This is a genomic window from Janthinobacterium sp., assembly GCF_009923995.1.
In the GTDB taxonomy this organism is placed as follows: domain Bacteria; phylum Pseudomonadota; class Gammaproteobacteria; order Burkholderiales; family Burkholderiaceae_D; genus Janthinobacterium.
This window is the reverse complement of the sequence record NZ_RFSK01000070.1, coordinates 1-16,381: the sequence shown is the minus strand read 5'-3', so window position 1 is coordinate 16,381 and position 16,381 is coordinate 1. Positions and strand designations below refer to the sequence as shown.

Annotated in this window: 13 protein-coding genes; 3 read left to right on the top strand and 10 right to left on the bottom strand. The window is 68.1% G+C overall.

Going from position 1 to position 16,381, the window contains the following annotated elements; genetic code table 11:
- Window positions 1-15: 15 nt before the first annotated feature.
- The 6 genes from tssH to EBS11_RS24365 all read right to left on the bottom strand — a co-directional run bounded on the left by tssH (window position 16) and on the right by EBS11_RS24365 (window position 6,359).
- Window positions 16-2,658: a type VI secretion system ATPase TssH gene (tssH, locus tag EBS11_RS24390; protein ID WP_290607349.1), complete on the bottom strand. Its 2,643-nt coding sequence runs from the start codon at window positions 2,656-2,658 to the stop codon at window positions 16-18.
- Window positions 2,655-3,113, bottom strand: coding sequence for a type VI secretion system baseplate subunit TssE (gene tssE, locus EBS11_RS24385; protein ID WP_290607347.1), 459 nt, complete (start codon window positions 3,111-3,113; stop codon window positions 2,655-2,657). Before tssE ends, tssH begins: the two co-directional genes overlap by 4 nt.
- A 61-nt stretch (window positions 3,114-3,174) precedes the next feature.
- The gene (locus tag EBS11_RS24380) at window positions 3,175-3,666 is read right to left on the bottom strand and encodes a type VI secretion system tube protein Hcp (protein WP_034750126.1); all 492 of its coding nucleotides are present in this window, start codon (window positions 3,664-3,666) and stop codon (window positions 3,175-3,177) included.
- 31 nt (window positions 3,667-3,697) lie between these two features.
- On the bottom strand, window positions 3,698-5,191 hold the full coding sequence (gene tssC / locus EBS11_RS24375; protein ID WP_290607345.1) for a type VI secretion system contractile sheath large subunit: 1,494 nt from the start codon (window positions 5,189-5,191) through the stop codon (window positions 3,698-3,700).
- Window position 5,192: 1 nt separating this feature from the next.
- A complete protein-coding gene (gene tssB, locus EBS11_RS24370) occupies window positions 5,193-5,702 on the bottom strand; it encodes a type VI secretion system contractile sheath small subunit (RefSeq protein WP_290607343.1) in 510 nt (169 codons plus the stop codon).
- Window positions 5,703-5,762: 60 nt separating this feature from the next.
- Window positions 5,763-6,359: a hypothetical protein gene (locus EBS11_RS24365; RefSeq protein ID WP_290607341.1), complete on the bottom strand. Its 597-nt coding sequence runs from the start codon at window positions 6,357-6,359 to the stop codon at window positions 5,763-5,765.
- A 280-nt stretch (window positions 6,360-6,639) separates the two neighbouring features.
- Here EBS11_RS24365 and tssJ point away from each other — a divergent pair, with 280 nt between their 5' ends.
- Genes tssJ through icmH form a run of 3 tightly spaced genes read left to right on the top strand, consistent with a single transcriptional unit; the run spans window position 6,640 to window position 9,441 of the window.
- Window positions 6,640-7,239, top strand: coding sequence for a type VI secretion system lipoprotein TssJ (gene tssJ / locus EBS11_RS24360; RefSeq protein ID WP_290607339.1), 600 nt, complete (start codon window positions 6,640-6,642; stop codon window positions 7,237-7,239).
- Window positions 7,240-7,273: 34 nt separating this feature from the next.
- A complete protein-coding gene (gene tssK / locus EBS11_RS24355) occupies window positions 7,274-8,656 on the top strand; it encodes a type VI secretion system baseplate subunit TssK (protein WP_290607337.1) in 1,383 nt (460 codons plus the stop codon).
- Window positions 8,653-9,441, top strand: a complete 789-nt coding sequence (gene icmH, locus EBS11_RS24350) for a type IVB secretion system protein IcmH/DotU (protein WP_290607335.1) — start codon at window positions 8,653-8,655, stop codon at window positions 9,439-9,441. Before tssK ends, icmH begins: the two co-directional genes overlap by 4 nt.
- A gap of 72 nt (window positions 9,442-9,513) precedes the next feature.
- Here icmH and EBS11_RS24345 read toward each other — a convergent pair whose 3' ends face one another.
- From EBS11_RS24345 to EBS11_RS24330, 4 genes are all read right to left on the bottom strand, one after another.
- Window positions 9,514-10,299, bottom strand: coding sequence for an OmpA family protein (locus EBS11_RS24345; RefSeq protein WP_290607333.1), 786 nt, complete (start codon window positions 10,297-10,299; stop codon window positions 9,514-9,516).
- Window positions 10,300-10,308: 9 nt separating this feature from the next.
- Window positions 10,309-11,289: a type VI secretion system-associated protein TagF gene (gene tagF / locus EBS11_RS24340; protein WP_290607331.1), complete on the bottom strand. Its 981-nt coding sequence runs from the start codon at window positions 11,287-11,289 to the stop codon at window positions 10,309-10,311.
- A complete protein-coding gene (tssM, locus tag EBS11_RS24335) occupies window positions 11,286-15,080 on the bottom strand; it encodes a type VI secretion system membrane subunit TssM (protein ID WP_290607329.1) in 3,795 nt (1,264 codons plus the stop codon). Before tssM ends, tagF begins: the two co-directional genes overlap by 4 nt.
- A 223-nt stretch (window positions 15,081-15,303) precedes the next feature.
- Window positions 15,304-16,140 (bottom strand): M15 family metallopeptidase, encoded by an 837-nt coding sequence (locus EBS11_RS24330; RefSeq protein ID WP_290607327.1) that lies wholly within the window; start codon window positions 16,138-16,140, stop codon window positions 15,304-15,306.
- Between the last annotated feature and the right edge of the window lie 241 nt (window positions 16,141-16,381).

Below are 16,381 nucleotides of genomic sequence, written 5' to 3'. Positions count from 1 at the left end.
GGCTCCGACGGTGATTTACTTGATCGTGTACTTGAACTGCCCCTGCTTGCTGGCGCCGACGCGGATGGAGGCGATCGGCTCACCCTCGGCCATGCGCGCCAGCACGGCTTCGGCGATGGCCGGCAGCACGCTGCCATTGAGGATCTGGTCGACGTTGCGCGCGCCCGAATCGACTTCCGTGCAGCGCGCCAGCACCGCCTCGACCAGCGCCGCGTCGTGGCTGAACTGCGCCTGGTGGTTGCGCGCGATGCGCGCGCCGATGCGCGCCAGCTTCAGGGCGATGATCTCGGCCAGCACCGCGTCGTTCAGGGGATAGAACGGCAGCACCTTCAGGCGGCCCAGCAAGGCCGGCTTGAAGTGCGCCACCAGCTGCGGGCGCACCAGTTCCTCCAGCGCTGCCGGCGCGGGCAGCTCCTCCGTGGCCCGGTTCAGGCAGGCCGCCATCATGGCGGCCGAGCCCAGGTTCGAGGTGGCGATGATGACGGTATTGCGGAAATCGACTTCGCGCCCTTCCGCGTCATCGAGCACGCCCTTGTCGAACACCTGGAAGAACAGCTCCAGCACGTCGGGATGGGCTTTTTCCGCTTCGTCCAGCAGCACCACGCTGTAGGGCTGGCGCCGCACGGCCTCCGTCAACACGCCGCCTTCGCCGTAACCGACGTAGCCGGGCGGCGAGCCTTTCAGGCCCGCCACGCTGTGCGCTTCCTGGTATTCACTCATGTTGATCGTGATGAGCTTGCGCTCGCCGCCATACAGCAGGTCGGCCAGCGCCAGCGCCGTTTCCGTCTTGCCCGTGCCGGACGGCCCCGTGAACAGGAACACGGCCTGCGGCTTGTCCGGGTCGTCCAGGCCGGCGCGCGCCGTGCGCACGCGCTGCGCCACGGCCGCGATGACGTGCTCCTGTCCCAGCACCCGTTCGCGCAGGGCCGCGTCCAGGGTCAGCACCGTGCGGATCTCGTCCTTGAGCATCTTCCCCAGCGGGATGCCGGTCCAGCCGGCGACGATGCCGGCCACCACCTGCGCATCGACTTCCAGCGGCGCCAATGGCGCTTCCCCCTGCAGCGCCGCCAGCTCCTCCTTCAGCGCCAGCAGCCGCGCCGCGCCGCTCTCGCCCGGGCGCTCCTCGCGCAGCTGGCCGCGCAAGGCGCCGATCTGCGTCACCAGCGCCTTTTCGCGCTCCCAGCGCTGCGCCAGCGCCGCGACCGCCGCCTGCCCTTCCTCGTGTGCGCGGCGCAGCTGCGCCAGCCGGGCAACCGCTGCCTGATCGGCCGCTTCGCCGCCGGCCGCCTCGCGTTCCAGGGCGCCGATTTCCGCCCCCGTGCGCTCCTGCTGGCGGCCGGCGTTTTCCAGCAGCGCCGGCGTGGCGCTCTGCCCCAGCGCCACCTTGGCGCAGGCCGTATCGAGCACGCTGACGGCCTTGTCGGGCAGCTGGCGCCCGCTGATGTAGCGGTGCGACAGGCGCACGGCTTCGACGATGGCGGCGTCGCGCACGCGGATGCCGAAATGGCGCTCCATCAGCGGCGCCATGGCACGCAGCATGGCGCAGGCGATGTCTTCGCTGGGTTCCTCCACCTTGACGACCTGGAAGCGCCGTGCCAGGGCCGCATCCTTTTCAAAATACTTCTTGTACTCGCTCCAGGTGGTGGCGGCGATGGTGCGCAGGGCGCCGCGCGCCAGCGCCGGCTTCAGCAGATTGGCCGCGTCGTTCTGCCCCGCCTGGCCGCCGGCGCCGATCATCGTGTGCGCCTCGTCGATGAAGAGGATGACGGGATGGGGGCTTTGCGCCACCTCGTCGATGACGTTCTTCAGGCGGCTTTCGAATTCGCCCTTCACGCTGGCGCCCGCCTGCAGCAGCCCCATGTCGAGCGCGTGGATGTGCGCGCCCTGCAGCACGGCCGGCACGTCGCCCGTGGCGATGCGCAGGGCCAGGCCTTCCACCACGGCCGTCTTGCCCACGCCCGCCTCGCCCGTCAGGATGGGATTGTTCTGGCGGCGGCGCAGCAGGATGTCGACGGCTTGGCGTATCTCCGCCTCGCGGCCGATCACGGGATCGAGCTTGCCGTCGCGCGCCAGCTGCGTCAGGTCGGTGGTGAACTGGTCCAGCGCCGGGGTCTTGCTGGTCAGGACAGTCACCGGGTCATCGGTCGCATTGGAAAGCTGCGGCACTGCCGCGGTTTCCTCCTCGGCGGAACCGGCCGTCAGCTTGTCCGGGTGGTGCTTCAGCTGCTCGACGCTGAAGCGGGCGAACAGCTTCGAGCCGCGGTAGGCCAGCTGCGCCAGTTCCGGCTCCGTCAGCAGCGCCAGCAGCAGGTGGCGGCTGCGGATGGGCCCTGGCTGCGCCGTATCGAGCGAGGCGATCAGCCAGGCATGCTCGAACAGCAGCGGCAGATGGGGGGAGAACACGGGCGTGCGCGCGCTGCCCGTCCGGAAGCCGCCGATCTCGCGCCGCAGGTCCGCTTCCAGCGCCGTCAGGCTGATTTCGCTGCGCCGCGCGATGGTGACGAAGTCGCTGTGCTCCTGCTCCAGCAGGGCCAGGAACAGGTGTTCGATGTCGACTTCGTACTGGCCCAGTCCCACGCAGATGCCGGCGGCGCGCGTGGCGGCCGTGCGTACCGTGTCATTCAGCTTGGCGATCAGGGTTTTCAGATTGTTGCTCATGCGGCGGCTCCCTTGCGGTTGATCGAATAGCGCAGCGACGATGGCTGCAGCACGGCGTCGAAATTGACCGTCTCGCCGCCGGCCGTCACGGCCAGGGTGCCGCTGATGACGAAGCCGACGCGGTTGATGGCGCCCGCCTCGCGCTCCAGGCGCGCGCGCACATTGCGCAGGCGCGGCTCATGGCGCTCGATGGCGGCCTTCAGCGCGGCGCAGATGCGCGCCCGGTCCTCGCTGCTGGACAGACACATGCCGGCAAAGTCGATCAAGCCATAGTTGACGATGGAGGCGGCGCATTCCGGATAGGCGTCGAGCGCGCCGGGCGGCAGGGCCACGCGCGTGTTGAGCAATTCCTCCAGGTCGCGCGCCACCGCATCCTTCAACTGCTCGAGCGACAGGCGCGCCGGCGCGCCGTCGTCCATCAGGCGGTCGAACAAGCCGGGTACATAACTGTCCATGCCCACTCCTGAAAAATCGGCGGCACGCGGCGGCTGACCGCAGCGTGCCGCGCACGAGGGATCAGGCCACGCGGTTGGCGGCCAGGTCCCAGCCGCCCGAGGTATTGCCGCCGGCGCCGCCGGTGACTTTTTGCTGCGTGTACTTCCACTTCACTTTCGAGAACTTGAAGCCGACGTGTTCACCCAGGATGTCGCCCTCTTCCACGTTCGGCGTGACGGCGCCGATCAGCACATTCTCGATCTCGATTTCAAAGTACTTGACGCGCTCGCCCTGGCCATCGGCGCGCATGAATTCGAAGCGCGCCTTGGGGATGGTCTTGCCGGCCGAGCAGGTCTGCAGTAGCACCGGCGAAGCCAGGTCGGCCAGCTTGGAGATGACGATGTCCTTGTGCTCGCAGCGTTCGGCCGTGTGGCCGCCGCCCGTCGAGGCGGTGGCGGACTTCGGCTGCTCGACGCTCCAGCTGACCGATTTGCACTCGATCCAGTCCTTGTGCTTGTCATCGGTGGACTCGCCCTTGATGCCGTCTATCTGCAGATATACATCGATTGCCATGGTGTGCTCCTCTGGTTGAAAGATGGGTGGATCAGGAATTGGTCGACTTCGGCAACTCCGCGACCAGTCGGAGCGAAACGGACAGCTCATCGAGCTGGAAGTGCGGCCGCAGGAAGGACACGGCGCGGTACACGCCGGCGCGGCCCGGCACTTCATGCACCTGCACGGACGCCTCGCGCAAGGGGAATTGCGCCTTCTGTTCCTGGCTGGCGTTATCGTCGAGCAGCACGTACTGCATCAGCCAGCGGTTCAGGAAGTCTTCCACGTTGGAGGCGGCGGCGAAGCTGCCGATCTTGTCGCGCATCATGGCCTTCATGTAGTGGGCGATGCGCGAGACGGCAAAGATGTACTGCAGCTGCGACGACAGCACCGCATTCGCATTGGCCGCATCGTTGTGGTACTTGCGGCTCTTCTGCGCCGACTGGGCGCCGAAGAATGCCGCATACGCCGTGTTCTTGCAATGCACCAGCGAGATGAAACCGAGGTCGCTCAGTTCCTTTTCGCGCCGGTCGGTGATCGCCACTTCGGCCGGGCATTTCAGGGCCACGTCGCCCTCGTCCGTCTTGAAGGTGTGCGTGGGCAGGTCGTCCACCAGGCCGCCGCCTTCCACGCCGCGGATGGCGGCGCACCAGCCGTAGTCGGCGAAGGCGCGCGTGAGCTTGCTGCCGAACGCATACGCGGCATTGCACCACAGGTATTTGTGGTGGTCGCTGCCGTCGACTTCCTCGATGAAATTGAAGCCTTCGACGGTGGTGCCGTCGACGGGGTTGAACGGCAGCCGGCCCAGGAAGCGGGGCAAGGTCAGGCCCACGTAGCGCGCGTCCTCGGATTCGCGGAAGTCCTTCCATTTTGCGTATTCGATGGTGTCGAAGACTTTCGCCAGGTCGCGCGGCTTGCCCAGGTCGCCGTAGCTTTCCAGGCCAAACAGTTCCGGCGCGGCCGAGGCGATGAAGGGCGCGTGCGCGGCGGCGGCGACGTGCGACATCTGCTCGACGAAATACATGTCTTCCGGCTGGCGCGAGATGGCGAAGTCGCCCAGCAGCGCGGCGAACGGCGCGCCGCCGAAGGTGCCGAATTCCTCTTCATAGACCTTCTTGAACATGCTGCTCTGGTCGAACTCCAGCGCCGCCTGGAAATCCTTCACCAGTTCGCGCTTGGTGGCGTTGAACATGCGGATCTGCAGGCGCGCGCCCGTGTCGGAATTGCCGACCAGGTAGCGCAGCCCCGTCCAGCTCTGCTCGAGCTGCTGGAACGGCGCCGCGTGCATGATCTCGCTGAGCTGGGCGGAGATCAAACGGTCGATTTCCGCCACGCGCGCGTCCAGGGTGGCCGACAGGCTGCTCGACATCAGCACCGTGCCATCGAGCACCTGCGCCACCAGTTCCGAGATCAGGTCGCGCGCGCGCGCATGTTCTGCGCCGGACTTGGCGACGCGGCTTTGTTCGACGATCTGGTCCAGCAAGTCCGTCGCCGGAAGCGGCGCGCTGGCCGCCGTCACTGCATTGACTTCTGCCTGGGCGTTCATCTCAATCCTCCTGCGCCGGGAACTGCGGTTTCAGGGTGGCCATGCTGTCGGTGTTGTTCAGCACCTCCGTCAGCAGGTCTTCCAGCTTGTCGTTGCCGGCCAGCTTGTTGCGCAGGTCGGCCAGCTTGGTGCGCGCCTCGAGCAGCTTGCGCAGGGGCTCGACCTGGCGCACCACCGACTCCGGGCGGAAGTCGTCCATCGAGCGGAAATGCAGGTCGACGGCGAAGGTGCCGCCCGCCTCGCTGACGCGGTTCGGCACGCTGAAGCGGGCCACCGGCTCCACGCCGGCCAGCACCTCGTCGAAATTGGCGCTGTCGACGGCGACGAACTTGCGGTCCTTCAGGCGCTTTTTCTCGCTGTCCGGATTGCCGCCGAAGTCGCCCAGCACGCCCACCACGAAGGGCAGTTCCTTGTTTTCGATCGCGTCGCCGATTTCGACGTCGTAGGTCATCTGCACGCGCGGGGCGCGCACCTTCTGCAAGCGTTTCTGCACGCTGTCGGACTTGGACATGTGGCTTCCTTTGCAAAGTAGTGGATGGCGCCGGCCGCGCGCCGGGCAGATGGACGCGCCTTATTTCAGGCCGCTGAAGGGATCGGCCGTGCCGCCCGGGGGCGCCGCGCCCTTGGCCGCCGCGGCCGGCGCGCCGGAACCGGCAGCGCGCTTGCCGGCCGCCGCCGGGCGCCTGGCCGGCGGCACCAGCACGTCCTCGCCGATGCTCGCGCGCAGCAGCTTGGCCAGCTCCTGCGCTTCCGAACGCAGCGAGCCATTCAGATTGTTTTGCCGCGACAGTTCGGCCAGGGCCTTGCCGGACAGGCGCAGGCCGCTGACGGCGACGATGCTGTTGGCCACCTTGTCGTCGGGATCGCGCTCCAGCGCTTCGAGCGCATGGCCGATGGCGTCGCCGTACTGGCCGCGGTCGAACGTCATCTGCGCCATCTGCAGCCACGGCGTCTTGTCGGCCGGATAGCTGGTGCCGCCGCCCTTGAGCAAGGCCATGGCGCGCTCGTACTGGCCGGCCCGCGCGGCCGCATCGGCATCGTTCATGACTTGCGCCAGGGTCGGCGCGGCAGGCTTCGGCGGCGCCGGCGGTGCCGGCGTGGCGCAGGCGGCCAGCAGCAGGGCGCTGGCGAGGCAGGCAATTCGGGGCAAGGTCAGGGCTGGCTTCATCTGGGCATTCCTTCACGTGGAGGACGCTACCGCCGGGGACGATGGGCAGCGCCTTGGTGGAGGCCATTATTGATCGCCAGAATTTTTGCCAAATTGAGATTAATCAGGAAAGAAGAAGTTCCACGCCACCGGGGAGAGCAAGCGCAGTAATCCTGATCTGGCGCAGTAATTCCATCGATCGCGGACGGACTTTGCGCCAACGCAAGCAGGCCGCTGCCGCATGCGATTAAATGACTGCAGCACTTTCTTTCCACGCGTTATTTTCTGCAAAGGCAGGCCCATGCCGCTTCCCGCTCCGCCGCGCCAGCTGTTGCGCACCGCCCTGCCGCTGCTGCTGCCATTGCTGCTGGCCGGCTGCGCGGGCGGCGCCGTCGGCAACCTGGCCAGCGCGGCGCTGCAGATGGCAGGCGTGGCCAGGTCGCCGCCCGCCCCGCCCGACGCGCAACAGCCGCCGCGCCTTGTCAGCATCCGCCTGCACGCGGCGCAGCGCCTCAACACGGATGCCGCGGGACGGCCACTGGCGCTGGTGGCGCGCATCTACAAGCTGCGCCAGAGTGCCGCCTTCGAGCAAGCCCGGTACGACAGCTTCCTCGACGCGCGCCGCGAGCAGGCCGCGCTGGGCGCCGACCTGGTGGAAGTGAAGGAAGTGCTGCTGGTGCCGGGCCAGCGCTACGAAGTGCAGGAAAAGATCAGCAAGGAAGCGTCTTTCATCGGCGTCGTGGCCCTGTTCCGCGCGCCCGCGGCGCAGCACTGGCGCGCCACCTTCGCCGCCGCCGACGCCGAGCGCGCCGGCATTACCGTCGGCCTGCACGCCTGCGCCCTGAGCGTGGGCGGCACGCAGGGCGCCATGGCGCCGCTGTCGGCGCTGCGCTGCCAGTAAGGCAATCCACCATCTACCGAAAAGGAGCATCGACATGGGCATGGCAGCGAAAGTCTTGTGGGGAGAAGGCCTGTTCCTGCGGCCGCAGCACTTCCAGCGCCAGGACCAGTATCACGAAACGCGGCTGCACCGCACGGCCAGCGCGCTGCACCCGTATCCGTGGGGCGTGGCGCACGTGGAATGGGACCTGGCGGCGCTGAAAACGGGCAGCTTGCGCCTGCTGGCGCTGTCGGCCATCTTCCGCGACGGCGAGGTCTTCGAGGCGGCGGGCGACGGCGCGGCGGGCAGCGACGCCCTGCCCCCGCCCGTCGACATGCAGGCGCTGCCGCCCGCCGTGCAGGAAGTGACCTACTACGCCGCCCTGCCCGTGCTGAACGGCGAAGGCATGAACTGCACGGCGCAGGCATCGCCGGCAGGCGCGCCCGCCGGCACGCCGCCGCATACCCGCTTCGTGCACGCCATGCGCGCCACGCCCGACCTGTTTACGGCGTCCGCCGCGGCCGACGTGGCCTACCTGAAAAAAAGCCTGCGCCTGATTCCCGACAGCGAGGCGCGCGGCTCCTACGACTGCCTGCCGCTGATCGCCCTGCGCCGCACGGTATCGGGCGGCTTCGAGCCGGTGCCGTCCTTCATGGCGCCCAGCCTGGCGATCGCCGGCGCGCCGCGCCTGCAAGCCTTGCTGGAACACCTGCTTGATGCGCTGCAGGCCAAGGTGGGCGCGCTGCACGGCCACCACCGCGAACCGAGCCGCAACGTGATCGAATTTCGCTCCGGCGACGTGTCCTCGTTCTGGCTGCTGCACACGGTCAGCACGGCCGCCGCCGCCCTGATGCACTACGTGCGCCATCCCGGCCTGCATCCCGAGCGCCTGTACGAGGCGCTGCTGGGCCTCGCGGGCGGCCTGCTCAGCTACTCCAGGCACTACACGCTGGCCAGCCTGCCCGCCTACGACCATGCGCAGCCGGGCGCCTGCTTCGACGCCCTCGACGCCATCATCCGCGAGCTGCTCGACACGGTCATCTCGTCGAAGTATTTTTCCATCGCCCTGCTGGAAGACAAGCCGTCGTATTACCTGGGCAAGCTCGATTCGGGCAAGATCGACCAGCACACGACCTTGTACCTGGCCATCCGCGCCGCCATGCCCGCCCTCGAACTGGTGGACGTGGTGCCGCTGCGCGTGAAAGTGGGGGCGCCCGACGACGTGGAAAAATGCGTGCTGTCGGCCATGCCCGGCGTGAAGCTGTCGCACGCGCCGCAGGTGCCGGCCGCCATTCCCGTACGGCCCGATACCTATTATTTTGCGATCGACAACCGCGGCGCGCTGCACGAACAGATGCTCAAGGCGCAGTCGATTGCCGTGTACGTGCCGGCCGGCATACGCGACCTGCAGCTGGAACTGATCGCGGTGACGGCATGAGCCAGCTCATCGAACGGCGCGCGGCGCCCTCCCTGCTGGGACCACGCGGCCCCGCCCCCGCCGCAACAAGCGGCCGCCATGCGGGCAGCGCCCTGCTGGACCTGATGCACGAAGGCTTTTACATGCTGTTCATGCTGAAGAACGGCTCGGCGCCCGGCGACGAGCACAGCTTCATGGACCGCATCACGGCCTTCCTCGACGACTTCGAGCGCGAGGCGAAAAAGATCCGCGCCGACGGCGACGATATCGAGGCGGCCAAGTATGCGTTCTGCGCGGCCGTCGATGAAATCCTCCTGGCCTCGCCGTTCGCCCTGCGCAAGCAGTGGGAACGGCGCCCGCTGCAGCTGCTGATCTTTGGCGACCAGCTGGCCGGCGAACATTTCTTCGACCGTCTCGACGCGCTGCGCGGCAAGGGCGCCATGCGCGTGCAGGCCCTGCAAGTCTTCCACATGTGTTTGCTGCTGGGCTTCCAGGGCAAGTATGCGATCGACGGCGGCGAAAAGCTCAGCTACCTGACGGCGCGCCTGGGCGACGAGATCGCCCACATCAAGGGCAGGAGCCGCGGCTTCGCGCCGCGCGCGGAACGTCCCGACCAGGTGGTCAACAAGCGCCGCAGCGAGGTGCCGCTGTGGGCCCTGTCCAGCGTTTTCGCCCTGCTGGCCATCTGCGCCTACCTGGCCCTGAAGACGCACCTGACGCATGGCACGCAAACGACGCTGGCCGCGTATGCGGACCTGGTCAAGCTGGCGCCGCAGCCGGCGCACCTGACCATCACCCTGCCGTGAATGCCTCGCACCCGCAGTCGCGCGCCGGCGGCCGGCTGCGCGCCTTGCGGGCGTGCGCGGCGCCGGCCCCGCCTACTGCGCGATGCGGAACTCGATGCGCCGGTTTCTCGCCCGGCCATCGGCCGTGGCGTTGCTGGCCACGGGCCGGTCCGGGCCCTGGCCCGACGTGAGCACCATGTCCGCACCGATGCCGCGCGTGGCCAGGTAGGCGCGCACGGCATCGGCGCGCGCCTGGCTGAGCGCCACGTTGCTGGCGCGCAGGCCCGTATTGTCCGTGTGGCCGATCACTTCCACCTTGCGCCCCCGGAGCTTTTGCATGGCGGCCGCCATCTCGTCGAGGATGGCCAGGCCGGACGGCGTGATGCTGGCCTGGCCCACGTCGAATTCGATGATGCGCTTGTCGAGCGCGGCGTCGAGCAATCCCTGCTCGGCCTCGGCCGCCCTGACGCGCAAGCCGTTGTTGACGACATACGTGGGATTGAGGCTGGTGGCGATGTCGCTGGCGATCTGCTGGCGCTGCGCCTCGTTCGCCACTTCGCCGCGCACGCTGACATTGCTGCCGGCGATGCTGATCTGGCCACGCGAAATGAGCTTCAGGTGCGGCGCGATGAGTTTCTGCACGTAGGCGTTCCAGTTGGCCGGCACGGCCACCTTGCCGATGGCGATCTGGTCGACCACGCGCTCGGCGCCGTACAGCTCGCGCAGACGGGCCAGCACGGCCGCCTTGGCCCCTTCATCGGCCACGGTGCCCGTGACGAGGATCTGTCCCGGCAAGGGCGTAGCGGGCGGCTGCGCCTGCACCTGGGCGCGGCCCGGGAGGGCGGCAAGCAGCAGGAGGAGGAAGATGGAAGCTTTCATCGCAATCCTTCAGGCAAAGGTATCGGCAAACAGGCTGCAGGCCGAGCGCAGCGACAGCTGGTCCTGCTGCAGGCAGGCGGACAGGCGGTGCAGCGACGGCTCCTGCCCCAGCAACTCGCCGACCCAATCCAGCTGGTCGAGGACGATCAGCCGTTCGCCGGCCGCCTGCGGCTCGATCAGGGCGCACAAGCCCTGCGGGTCGGCGCCGCAAAAGCCGATCACCAGCACGGGCGCCTCGTCGAGATGGGCGAAGAACAGCGCCAGCTCGAAATCGGCCTGGCGCAGGAACGGCGTGACCAGGTGCAGCCAGAAGCTGGCCGCCAGCGCGCGCGCCTGCGCGTCCTGCGGCAGCGGCAGGACCAGGCTTTTTTCCAGGCGCGGCCGGCCGCTGCGGCGCACGGGCCGCAGCAGCAGGCCCAGTCCCAGCAGCAGCTCGCGCAGCGTGACGGGAAAGGTGGGCGAGGCCAGCATGGCCTGCAGGCTGTGCACCGTCTGCGCCTGCAGGAAGGCGGCAAAGTGTTCCGCATGGCGGGCGGCGGCCGTGTCGATTTCCACCACGTTGCCGGCCAGCGCCAGCAGCGCCGGACCCGGTTCCGCGCTGGCGACGATGCCTTGCGACAGCTGCTCCACCCGCTGCCACAGCGGCGCCAGCACCAGCGGGCTGCAGGCGACAAAGGCCTCGGCGTCGTCGACTTCCAGCGCGCCCATGGCCATGAAGGGAAAGCGCCGGTGCGACTGGTCGCTGCTCGCTTCCAGGCGCCCGGCGATGGCGCGCCGGCTGCGCGTGCCGACGAAGGCGAAGCGCAGCGGCGGCAAGGCGTCGTAATTGAGCTTCCAGCGTGGCTCCGCCGTCAGGGCGTTCATGACCTGCGCCAGCCAGTCGTCGAGCAGCTGCACCAGCGCGTGGTTGTCGCAGGCCTTGATGAAGTCGCCGCGCGCGGGGATCTTGCCGAAGTAGCCCAGGCGCACCTGCTGCGGGCCGCGCGTCATGGCGCCACCACGGAGGCCACCCCGGGCGCCGCATCCGCCACGGCGACGGCAGGGGCAGGCGCGGCGGGCGCGCCGACGACGGTTTCCGGCAGCTGCATGCCGCGAAAGCCCTGCTCCTGCACGGCCGCAGTCCCGCCCGCGCCCGTCGTCTCGGCGCTGCTGGTGATCTTCAGGTCCAGCGCCACGGCCACGTCGCCCTGCGTCCAGCGCAGCTCGAACACGCCCCCGTCCTTGCGCTTCTTGGCTGCCGCGTCGATCATGCGCTTCAGGCCGAACTGGCCCGGCTCGTTGAACAGTTCCACCGTGCGTCCGTCGAAGGTGACGGCCGTGATCCGGGCCCCGGGCGGGCCCTGCGTGCCGGGATGGACCATGTTCGTCCACTGCGCCGGCGTATTGCGGTAGCGCAGCTGCTGGCCGTCGATCTCCACCGTGTATTCCAGGGTGCCCGGCGCGGGCGACGGCTGGATCTGGAACACGGTCTGCGCCGCCGACGCGGCCGCCACGCCGCCCGCGCCCAGCGGCGCGATCCAGCCGGGAAAGCGCGCCACCATCTGCGGCGACAGGCTGATGCCCATGTCGCCCCAGGTGCGCGGCGCCAGCACGTCGCCGCGCCGCACCACCAGGGGCCCCATGGAGGTGGTGACGAATTTCGCCACCAGCCCTTCCGGCCCGAAGAACTGGCCGATTTCCTGGCTGCTCGCCTCGATGCGCGCCGCGGGAGCGAACGGGTATTTGTTCGCCAGCGACTTGCGGAACGGTTCGTACACCTGCGCCGCCCATGTCTTGTTGAGGTCCAGTTCCGCGGGCGCGACGATGACGGCGAAGGTCTGCATCAGCGGGCGCACGAGGATGGGGCGGATGGCCTGCTTTTGCGCGTCGCTCATCCCCGTGAGCATCTGCTCGTCGACGAGCCGCAGGGCGTCGGCCAGTTCCGAACCGCTGCCCTCCAGGGTCTGCTGCATGAACTGGCGCGCGCCGGGTCCGGGATCGCCCTGGTTCTTCAGCAGGTTCAGGCGGCTGCGCAGCTTCGACAGCGCTTCCAGGTAGGCGCGCATCAGCGAGGCATTGTTGTCCCTGGCCGCCACCAGCTTGCCCACGCCGGCAAATTCGCGTCCCACGGGTCCCATGGGCTTGTCCAGGCGGGCCGGGTCGACCTGCGCGTTCAGGCCCGGACTGGCCGTCAGCTGCGATGGCGCGCGGCGCAGCACCGTCTCCTTGAACCAGGCGATGATGCCCCGCTCGGCCTGGCGCAGCTGGGCATTCTGCAGGGCCGGATTGTCCCACGACGTTTCATCGTAGATGCTCGTCAACAGCTTGGCGATGGGCGACGACTGCGGGTCGCCCAGGCGGTTCATGGCCTGCACGGCGCCGTCAAAGCCTTTCAGGTCGGCCACGGCCACGCCCTGCACGAACTTTTGCCACTCGCGCGCGTAATCGGCCTTGTACATGGCCACCAGGTTTTTCTCGATCTGCTCCGGACTGCCTTCCAGGGTCAGGTCGTCGGTGGAGGCGCTTTTCAGCACCCAGTCCGCGCTTTGCAGCTCGCGGTTGGCGGCGTCGCGGAACGCGCCCTCGACGAATTTTTCCCACGCCTGGCGCGTGTAGGCGCCGGATACCGCGTAACTGCCCGCCAGCAGGGCCTGGTCCTGCTCGCCGACGATGCGCGCCACCGTCATGCCGGGAAAGCGCGTCGAGGCGCGCGCGCGGATGTCCGCGTAGACGCGCTCGCGCGCCGGCATGCCGCGCACCACGCGGCGCAGGTGTTCGCGCGCCTGGTCGACCAGCGCCAGCTTCTGTTCGATGCGCGGCCACGAAGGGTCGCCCACCTGCGCCAGGTAGAACGTCAGCAGCCGCTCGGCGCTGCGTATCATCTGCTCGCGCGGCATGGCGCCCCGGTTGTCTTCCAGCCAGCCGCGCCAGAAGCGCGTCATCTGGTCGTTCAGGTGGCTGCTTTCCGCGTGCGTCTTGTCGGCCAGCATCAGATAGGTTTTCAGCGCGTTGTAGGCGTCTTCCACGTTCGTCGGCGAGGCGGCCTGGTACTGGAAGGTGCGCGCGGCAACGGGCGTCTGCGGCGTGCGCGCCGCCGGCTGCAGCTGCTCGGCGCTGGCGTTCATCTCCGCCAGCAAGGCTTCCAGCGCGCCCGCCACGGGGTCGAGCATGACGTGGCGCGCGCCGGCAAAGTATTCCTCGCGCAGCTTGCGCTCCAGCAACTCGCCCTGGTACAGGCCCATGCGCAAGGACCAGGGCCGCTGCTGGCGGTACGCTTCCAGCTGCTCGATACGGTCCTGCAGGATTTCCAGCGCTTCCAGGCGCGACTGCAGATCCAGGCGCTGCTCCTGCAGGCGCACCACCTTGTTCAGATCGGCCTCGACATTGGCCACCAGCTGCCGGTTGCCCAGGTAGGACCAGCTCCAGCCGCCCAGGCAGGCGCCCAGGGTCACGGTGGCCGTGAAGAAGACGGCGTACCTGAATCGCAGCTTGGCGCGGCTGGCGTAGTTGGCCACCAGGTGCTTGTCGGCAAAAATCACCTTGCGAAACAGGTCCAGCAGGAAATAGCCGTGCTGCCGCCCGCCCGCGGGCACTGCGGCCGGCGCAGGCGCGAAGGCCAGGTCGAAGCGGCGCGCCACCTGCTGCGACGATGCGCTGACGGGTTCGCCCTCCTGCAGCGCGCTGGTGAAGTAAAAACCGCGGAACACGGGCTGGAACTGGAACGGGTTTTCCTCGAACAGGGTGGCGATGAAAGCGCGCAGGGCCGGCTTGATGGCGGCGAACTCGAGCGGAAAAGTAAACACGCCGGGCGCCATGTTCTTGCGTTGGCGGTGCGCCATGTTGGCCAGGCTCAGTTCCGTCAGGCCATCGTGCAGCTCGTCGAAACTCTGGTCGAAGAAATTGAGCAGGTCCGCCGTGGGCAGCTTGCGCTGGTAGGGCATGGTGGCGCCCCAGACGCGCTCGCGCTCGCTGCGTTCCGCATCCGCGAAGAACTCCGCGAAGCCGGCGACGAGGTCGGCCTTGGTAAACACGATGTACAGGGGGGCGAACACTTCCAGGCGTTCGATGACGTCCTGCACGCGCTTGCGCAGGCTGCGCGCCAGTTGCATGCCCACGTCGGGGTCGCCTTTCAATTCGGCAATGCTGACGGCGATGAGGATGCCGTTGATGGGCGCCTTGCGCCGGTATTTTTTCAGCAGGTCGAGAAAGCCGAACCATTCGCCGCGGTGTTCGTCGACGACGCAATAGCGGCCCGCCGTGTCGAGCACGATGCCGTCCGTCGTGAAGAACCAGTCGCAGTTGCGCGTGCCGCCCACGCCTTGCACGATCTTGCCGTCGGCGAAAGGGAACTGCAGGCCCGACTGCAGGATGGCGCTGCTCTTGCCGGCGGCCGGATTGCCGATAATCATGTACCACGGCAATTCGTACAGGGCGGCGCCGCCCGACTTGAGGCCCAGCTTGGACGTCTTGATGGTTTCGATGGCGTCCAGCAGGCCAGCGCGCACGGCGTCGAGGTCGCCCTGCTGGGTGCTGCTCGCGGCCGAAGCCGCCTGCGCGGCGGCAATTTCCGCCTCGTTCAGGATGGCCTGGCCCAGCGCCTGCGCATCGCGCCGCGCGCGGCGGCGGCGCCACAGCCACGCGCCCAGCCAGACGAGGAAGGCCAGCAGCAGCAAGGCCAGCGCCCACGCCAGCGCCACTTCCAGCACCTCGGCGCCCAGGTAGAGGAAGACGGCCAGCGCCACGAAGCCGAGGATGGTCAGATTGCGGCTGTCGGTCAGGAAATGCCAGATTCGTCGCAGCATGATGAGCCCAGGGTAAGGTCGCACGGCAGGAAGGACGCCGCCGCACAGCCAGGCGGACGCAGTCCATGCTGACAGCAATGGCGCGCGACTTTGTTGACAAATGACAAGTGTTGCGCGGCAACGGGACACGCCGCAGGGAACGCCATTGACGCTGCGCAAGCATGCTTGCGCCGGTGAAAAATACCCGCGCCTACGGCGCTAGAATGGCTGGCGCTGCCGCCTGTTATTTGCCCAGGACGCGCGGCTGCGGCAATTCCGTGTGGCCGAAATCCATCATGGTCCAGCGCCCGCCCCAGCGCAGGCCCACCGATTCGGCCGTCACGCCATACAGGCGGTAGCCGCGCATGGCCCAGGCATTTTTCTCAGAAATGATGAGCTTTCCTTCATGCATGAACGCGCAATCGGCGGCCAGGCCGTACTGGTGATAGCTTTGAAAGGCCCGGGCATTCGTCACGCTGGGGCCGGCTGCCGCCAACTGGTTCTGGCGCGCGGGGCTGCGGTAGCCTTCCAGCAAGACCATGTCATAACCATGCACGTCCTTCATGATCTTAAACACCAGCAACAGGCGCTGCGCATAGTCGTGGTCGAGCAACTGCCAGTTGCGGCTGGCACCACCCAGCAGGGGGCGCAGCTGCGTTACCTCGGCCGTGGAAAACAGCAGCGGCGGCAGGGCCGGCGGCGGCACCAGCTGCTCGCCCTTGAGCAGGTCGCTGACCTGGTCGTTGATGGCATGTTGCCGATCCGCATAGCCGCGCAGGGTGATGCGGTCGCTGGACAGCCACACCAGCAGCGGCGGCGCGATGATCAGCACGCTGCCCGCCAGCGACAGCCAGCGGTGCTGCGACAGCAGCTGCCAGCCGCGCGCCATGCCGGAACCCGTGTGGCGCTGCCAGCGCTGCCAGTGCGCGCCGCCGCCCTTCAGGTGCCGGGCGCGCCGCTGCACGCGCCAGCCCAGGTTGACCATGGCGTGCAGCACGATGGCGCGGCCGCCGGGAAACAGCAGCAGCCAGCAAGCGAAACAGGCGAGCAGGAAATACATCAGGACCAGGGCAACGAACATGGGACGCTCCGTGACAGGAATCCGCGGAAGCCGGACAGCCATTGCCCGGCGGTATTGCTAGATCGTATGCGGGCGCGGCCGGCATGAGCGCGGTTTACATCAAGTTCGATCCAGTTCGGAGGTGATATTTTGTCTTTACTGAAATCCGGAGAGGGGCCGCCGCACGGCCCGAACCTGCTGGGCAAAGGCGATGGGAACGCCACCGAGGCGGGCGGCAACCGCATCCTGTCGCGGCTCGAAC

Coding starts and splice junctions, on each gene's coding strand:
- tssH (WP_290607349.1), bottom strand. CDS start 2,658: ATGAGCAACAATCTGAAAACCCTGATCGCCAAGCTGAATGACACGGTA.
- tssE (WP_290607347.1), bottom strand. CDS start 3,113: ATGGACAGTTATGTACCCGGCTTGTTCGACCGCCTGATGGACGACGGC.
- EBS11_RS24380 (WP_034750126.1), bottom strand. CDS start 3,666: ATGGCAATCGATGTATATCTGCAGATAGACGGCATCAAGGGCGAGTCC.
- tssC (WP_290607345.1), bottom strand. CDS start 5,191: ATGAACGCCCAGGCAGAAGTCAATGCAGTGACGGCGGCCAGCGCGCCG.
- tssB (WP_290607343.1), bottom strand. CDS start 5,702: ATGTCCAAGTCCGACAGCGTGCAGAAACGCTTGCAGAAGGTGCGCGCC.
- EBS11_RS24365 (WP_290607341.1), bottom strand. CDS start 6,359: ATGAAGCCAGCCCTGACCTTGCCCCGAATTGCCTGCCTCGCCAGCGCC.
- tssJ (WP_290607339.1), top strand. CDS start 6,640: ATGCCGCTTCCCGCTCCGCCGCGCCAGCTGTTGCGCACCGCCCTGCCG.
- tssK (WP_290607337.1), top strand. CDS start 7,274: ATGGGCATGGCAGCGAAAGTCTTGTGGGGAGAAGGCCTGTTCCTGCGG.
- icmH (WP_290607335.1), top strand. CDS start 8,653: ATGAGCCAGCTCATCGAACGGCGCGCGGCGCCCTCCCTGCTGGGACCA.
- EBS11_RS24345 (WP_290607333.1), bottom strand. CDS start 10,299: ATGAAAGCTTCCATCTTCCTCCTCCTGCTGCTTGCCGCCCTCCCGGGC.
- tagF (WP_290607331.1), bottom strand. CDS start 11,289: ATGACGCGCGGCCCGCAGCAGGTGCGCCTGGGCTACTTCGGCAAGATC.
- tssM (WP_290607329.1), bottom strand. CDS start 15,080: ATGCTGCGACGAATCTGGCATTTCCTGACCGACAGCCGCAATCTGACC.
- EBS11_RS24330 (WP_290607327.1), bottom strand. CDS start 16,140: ATGTTCGTTGCCCTGGTCCTGATGTATTTCCTGCTCGCCTGTTTCGCT.